Source organism: Myxococcus vastator, assembly GCF_010894475.1.
GTDB classification, from domain to species: domain Bacteria; phylum Myxococcota; class Myxococcia; order Myxococcales; family Myxococcaceae; genus Myxococcus; species Myxococcus vastator.
This window is the reverse complement of record NZ_JAAIYB010000563.1, coordinates 1-4,701: the sequence shown is the minus strand read 5'-3', so window position 1 is coordinate 4,701 and position 4,701 is coordinate 1. Positions and strand designations below refer to the sequence as shown.

At 70.6% G+C, this 4,701-nt stretch carries 5 protein-coding genes; 4 read left to right on the top strand and 1 reads right to left on the bottom strand.

The features are described 5' to 3' along the window. Nucleotides 1–22: 22 nt before the first annotated feature. The 4 genes from G4D87_RS33890 to msrQ all read left to right on the top strand — a co-directional run bounded on the left by G4D87_RS33890 (nt 23) and on the right by msrQ (nt 4,247). Nucleotides 23–1,717: a DUF8614 domain-containing protein gene (locus G4D87_RS33890; RefSeq protein ID WP_163786815.1), complete on the top strand. Its 1,695-nt coding sequence runs from the start codon at nt 23–25 to the stop codon at nt 1,715–1,717. A 79-nt stretch (nt 1,718–1,796) separates the two neighbouring features. Further along, complete coding sequence (locus G4D87_RS33885; RefSeq protein WP_163786814.1) at nt 1,797–2,585, top strand: fatty acid desaturase; 789 nt, start codon at nt 1,797–1,799, stop codon at nt 2,583–2,585. Between the two features lie 33 nt (nt 2,586–2,618). Further along, nucleotides 2,619–3,608, top strand: coding sequence for a protein-methionine-sulfoxide reductase catalytic subunit MsrP (gene msrP / locus G4D87_RS33880; RefSeq protein ID WP_163786813.1), 990 nt, complete (start codon nt 2,619–2,621; stop codon nt 3,606–3,608). Between the two features lie 12 nt (nt 3,609–3,620). Continuing rightward, the gene (gene msrQ, locus G4D87_RS33875; protein ID WP_163786812.1) at nt 3,621–4,247 is read left to right on the top strand and encodes a protein-methionine-sulfoxide reductase heme-binding subunit MsrQ; all 627 of its coding nucleotides are present in this window, start codon (nt 3,621–3,623) and stop codon (nt 4,245–4,247) included. Nucleotides 4,248–4,277: 30 nt separating this feature from the next. Here the strand turns inward: msrQ and G4D87_RS33870 are convergent. Beyond that, the coding region (locus G4D87_RS33870; protein WP_163786811.1) for a response regulator at nt 4,278–4,701 on the bottom strand (424 nt) is incomplete at its 5' end.

Below are 4,701 nucleotides of genomic sequence, written 5' to 3'. Positions count from 1 at the left end.
GGGTTGGAGTAGGGAAGGGGACATGAACCGTACCCTCCTGTCCCTGCTCGGCGCGGCGCTGCTGTCGAGCGCCGCCACCGCCGCGGAGAAGACGCCCCCCGCCCGTTTCCCGGATGCCGCGGAGCTCCAGCGCCTGACGGCGCGCTTCGCCCCGGTGGAGCTCCGGGTGGACCTGAAGGCGCTGCCGGAGTCCGAGCGCCGCGCCCTGGCCCGCATCGTCCAGGCCTCGAAGCTGATGGACGCGCTCTTCCTGCGTCAGCGGTGGGCGGGCAACGAGCCGCTGCTGCTGGACATGGTCCAGGACACGACGCCGCTGGGCCGCGCGCGGCTGCAGGCGTTCCTGTTGGACAAGGGGCCCTGGAACAGCCTCGACGAGGCGCGGCCCTTCATCCCGGGCGTGCCGGCCAAGCCCGCGTCCGCCAACTTCTACCCGGCCGGCGCCACCCAGGCGCAGGTGGAGGCGTGGGTGAAGTCGCTGCCCGAGGCGCGGCAGAAGGAGGCCACCGGCTTCTACACCACCATCCGCCGCGGCACGGACGGCGGCTTCATCGCCGTGCCCTACAGCGTGGAGTACCAGGGCGAGCTGGCCCAGGCCGCGGCGCTCTTGCGCGAGGCCGCCGCGCTCACCCAACAGCCCACGCTGAAGGCGTTCCTCACCTCGCGCGCGGACGCGTTCCTGTCCAATGACTACTACGCCAGCGAGGTGGCGTGGATGAAGCTGGACGCCAGCATCGAGCCCACCATCGGGCCCTACGAGGTCTACGAGGACGAGTGGTTCAACTACAAGGCCGCCTTCGAGGCCTTCGTGGGCCTGCGTGACGACGCGGAGACGCAGAAGCTGGCGAAGTTCAGCGGGCAACTCCAGGGGCTGGAGGACCACCTCCCCATCGACCCGAAGCTGCGCAACCCGAAGCTGGGCGCGCTGGCGCCCATCCGCGTCATCAACAGCCTGTTCTCGTCCGGTGACGGCAACCGGGGCGTGCAGACGGCCGCCTTCAACCTGCCCAACGACGAGCGGGTGTCGGAGAAGATGGGCTCCAAGCGCGTGATGCTGAAGAACGTGCAGGAGGCCAAGTTCGAGCGCGTGCTGCTGCCCATCGCCAAGGTGGCCCTCACCCCGGCGGACCAGAAGGACGTCTCCTTCGAGGCCTTCTTCACCCACATCCTGATGCACGAGCTGATGCACGGCCTGGGGCCCAGCAACATCACCGTGGGCGGCAAGGCCACCACCGTGCGCAAGGAGCTCCAGTCGGCCTCCAGTGCCATCGAAGAGGCGAAGGCGGACATCTCCGGCCTGTGGGCGCTCCAGCGCCTGGTGGACACCGGCGTCATCGACAAGTCGCTGGAGCGCACCATGTACACGACGTTCCTGGCCTCCGCGTTCCGCTCCATCCGCTTCGGCGTGGACGAGGCGCACGGCAAGGGCATCGCCGTGCAGCTCAACCACTTCCTGGACACCGGCGCGGTGAAGGTGAACGCGGACGGCACCTTCTCCGTGGTGCCGGCGAAGATGAAGCCGGCCGTCACCTCGCTGACGAAGCTGCTCATGGAGCTTCAGGGGCGCGGCGACCGGAAGGCCGCCGAGGCGCTGCTGGCGAAGCACGGCGTGGTGCGCCCGCCCGTGCAGCGCGTGCTGGAGCGCTTGAAGGACGTGCCGGTGGACATCGCGCCGCGCTACGTCACCGCGGAGGAGCTGGTCCGCGACGTGAAGAAGTAGCCACCGGTCCGTTGCCCCGCCCCGCCGCCTGGGCTTTTCCCATGCGCGGCGGGCTGGCGATGGCCAGAAAGCAGGAGAGATGGAGACTTCCGCCCGCCAACTCCGTCCAGCGCCGCCCGGTCCCTGGGGCGCTGTCATCGCGCTCATCGTCATGGGCGCGTGGAGCGGGCACCTGGCCTGGGCGCTGACCCGGGCGGAGCTGCCGTGGGTGGAGCCGCTCACCTGGCTGCACGTCGCCCTCCAGGCCTGGCTGTGCACGGGCCTCTTCATCACCGGCCACGACGCCATGCACGGCACGGTGTCTGGCCGGCGCTGGGTGAACGAGGCCGTGGGCACGGTCGCCTGCTTCCTCTTCGCGGGGCTGTCCTACCGGCGGCTGGTGGTGAACCACCGCGCCCACCATGCCCGGCCCACGAGCGAGGAGGACCCGGACTTCTCCACCCAGAGCCAGTCCTTCTGGCCGTGGCTGGGCACCTTCATGGCCCGCTACACCACACTGCCCCAGCTGGGAGTGATGGCGGCCAAGTTCAACGTGCTGCTCTTCCTGGGCGTCTCCCAGCCGCACATCCTCGCCTTCTGGGTGCTGCCCTCGGTGCTGGGCACGCTGCAGCTCTTCTACTTCGGCACCTACCTGCCGCACCGGCGCCCGGAGACGCCGGACATGGCCCCGCACCACGCGCGCACCCTGCCGCGCAACCACCTGTGGGCCCTGCTGTCGTGCTTCTTCTTCGGCTACCACTGGGAGCACCACGAGTCCCCGGGCACGCCCTGGTGGCGGCTGTGGCGCTTGAAGGACGCCCGGGCCCGCGAGGCCGCGCTGACGCAGGGCGCCGGGACGCTCCCGGGACAGGAAGGCACTGCCCGGTAACACGCGGGCGGCCTGGGCCGTTATACAGGGGCCATGCGTGACAAGCCGCCCGCCGAGCCGCCCAGCTCCGAAGTCACCCCCGAGAAGACGTACCTGCGCCGGCGCGAGTTGCTGAAGAACGCGGGCCTCTTCGCGGGCACGGCCGTCGCCGTCGCCGGAGGGCTGCACCTGCTGGGCCGCAAGCAGACGCGCCCCATGGACCGCTTCGTCCCGGACGCGGGCCTGGTGGAGCAGCCGGTGGCGAAGGCGATGGGCCCCTTCGACACGGACGAGCCGCGCACGCCCTACGAAGACGTCACCACCTACAACAACTTCTACGAGTTCGGCTTCGACAAGAACGACCCGGCTCGCCTCGCGCACACGCTGAAGCCCAGGCCGTGGAGCGTCGTCATCGACGGCGAGGTGCACAAACCCCAGACGGTGGACGTGGAGCAGCTCACGTCCTGGTTCTCCCTGGAGGAGCGCGTCTACCGCATGCGCTGCGTGGAGGCCTGGTCCATGGTGATTCCGTGGCTGGGCTTCCCGCTGGCGGCGCTGCTCCAGCGCGTGGAGCCCACCCGCAACGCGAAGTACGTCGCCTTCACCACGCTGCTGGACCCGGAGCAGATGCCGGGACAGCGCCGCGCCCTGCTGGACTGGCCCTACACGGAAGGGCTGCGCCTGGACGAGGCGATGAACCCGCTCACGCTCCTGGCCACGGGGCTCTACGGCCGGCAGTTGCCCAATCAGAACGGCGCGCCGCTGCGGCTGGTGGTGCCGTGGAAGTATGGCTTCAAGGGCATCAAGTCCATTGTCCGCATCACCCTCACGCAGGAGGAGCCGATGACGACGTGGCGGCTGTCCGCGCCGCGCGAGTATGGCTTCTACGCCAACGTGAATCCTTCCGTGCCCCACCCACGCTGGAGCCAGGCCAGCGAGCGCCGCATCGGCGACTTCGAGCGCCGCCCCACGCTGCCCTTCAATGGCTACGCGGAGCAGGTGGCCCACCTCTACACCGGCATGGACCTGCGCCGGTTCTACTGAGGCTTCCGCGCCATGGCCTCGTCTCCCCATCCCTGGCTCAACCCCGCGCTCGTCGCGGGGGGCCTGTCGCCGCTGCTGATGCTCGCCGTCCAGGGCCCGCGGGGCGAGCTGGGGCCCAACGCGATTGAAGCCGCGCTCCACCAGACGGGGCTGCTGGCGCTGGTGCTGCTGCTGGCCTCGCTGGCGTGTACGCCCCTGCGGCTGGTGGCGGGGTGGACGTGGCCCGCGCGCGTGCGCCGCACACTGGGCCTGCTGGCCTTCACCTACGCGGCGGCGCACTTGCTCGTGTACGCGGTGCTGGACCAGGGGCTGGCGTGGGGCACGCTGTGGGCGGACGTCACCAAGCGCGCCTTCATCACCGTGGGCTTCGCCGCGCTGGTGCTGCTGGTGCCCCTGGCCGTGACGTCCACCCAGCGGTGGGTGCGGCGGCTGGGGTTTCCGCGCTGGCAGCGGCTGCACCGGCTGGCCTACGTGGCCGCGGCGCTGGGCGTGCTGCACTTCGTGTGGCGCGTGAAGAAGGACGTCACCGAGCCGCTCATCTACGGCGCGGTGCTGGCGCTGCTGCTGGCCATCCGCGTGGGGGAGGCGCTGCGAAAACGCCGGGCCCGCGCCGCTGCGGCGGCCCGGAACCCGGCGTGAGTGAAGCGGCGCCCAGCGGGGCGCGGGGCGCTACTTGCGCGGCAGCGGGAGGATGGTGTCCACCAGCGTCATGAGCTGCGCGCAGCTCACCGGCTTGCGGACGAAGGCGCTGATGCCTGCCTTCTGACCCAGCGCGCGCACCTCCGCCACGTTCGGGTCGCCCGTCATCATCAGGATGGGCACCTTGGCCAGCCGCGGGTTGGCGCTGGCGCGAATCTGCGCGGCGAAGTCCGCGCCGTTCATCCCATCCATGTGGAAGTCCGTGAGGACCAGGTCCACCGGCTCCGCCTCCGACACCTTGAGGCCTTCCTCGGCGGACTCCGCTTCGAGGAACTCGAAGTTGCGAGCCATCAGGTAGATCTTCAGCAGCGTGCGGATGGAGCGGCTGTCATCCACCAACAGCACGCGCTGCGGAGCCGTGCCCGCGGCGGGGCGTGCGCCCAGGGGGCGGGTC

Excerpts from the sequence above, each read along its gene's own strand:
- msrP (WP_163786813.1), top strand. The coding sequence starts at position 2,619 with ATGCGTGACAAGCCGCCCGCCGAGCCGCCCAGCTCCGAAGTCACCCCC.
- msrQ (WP_163786812.1), top strand. The coding sequence starts at position 3,621 with ATGGCCTCGTCTCCCCATCCCTGGCTCAACCCCGCGCTCGTCGCGGGG.
- G4D87_RS33885 (WP_163786814.1), top strand. The coding sequence starts at position 1,797 with ATGGAGACTTCCGCCCGCCAACTCCGTCCAGCGCCGCCCGGTCCCTGG.
- G4D87_RS33890 (WP_163786815.1), top strand. The coding sequence starts at position 23 with ATGAACCGTACCCTCCTGTCCCTGCTCGGCGCGGCGCTGCTGTCGAGC.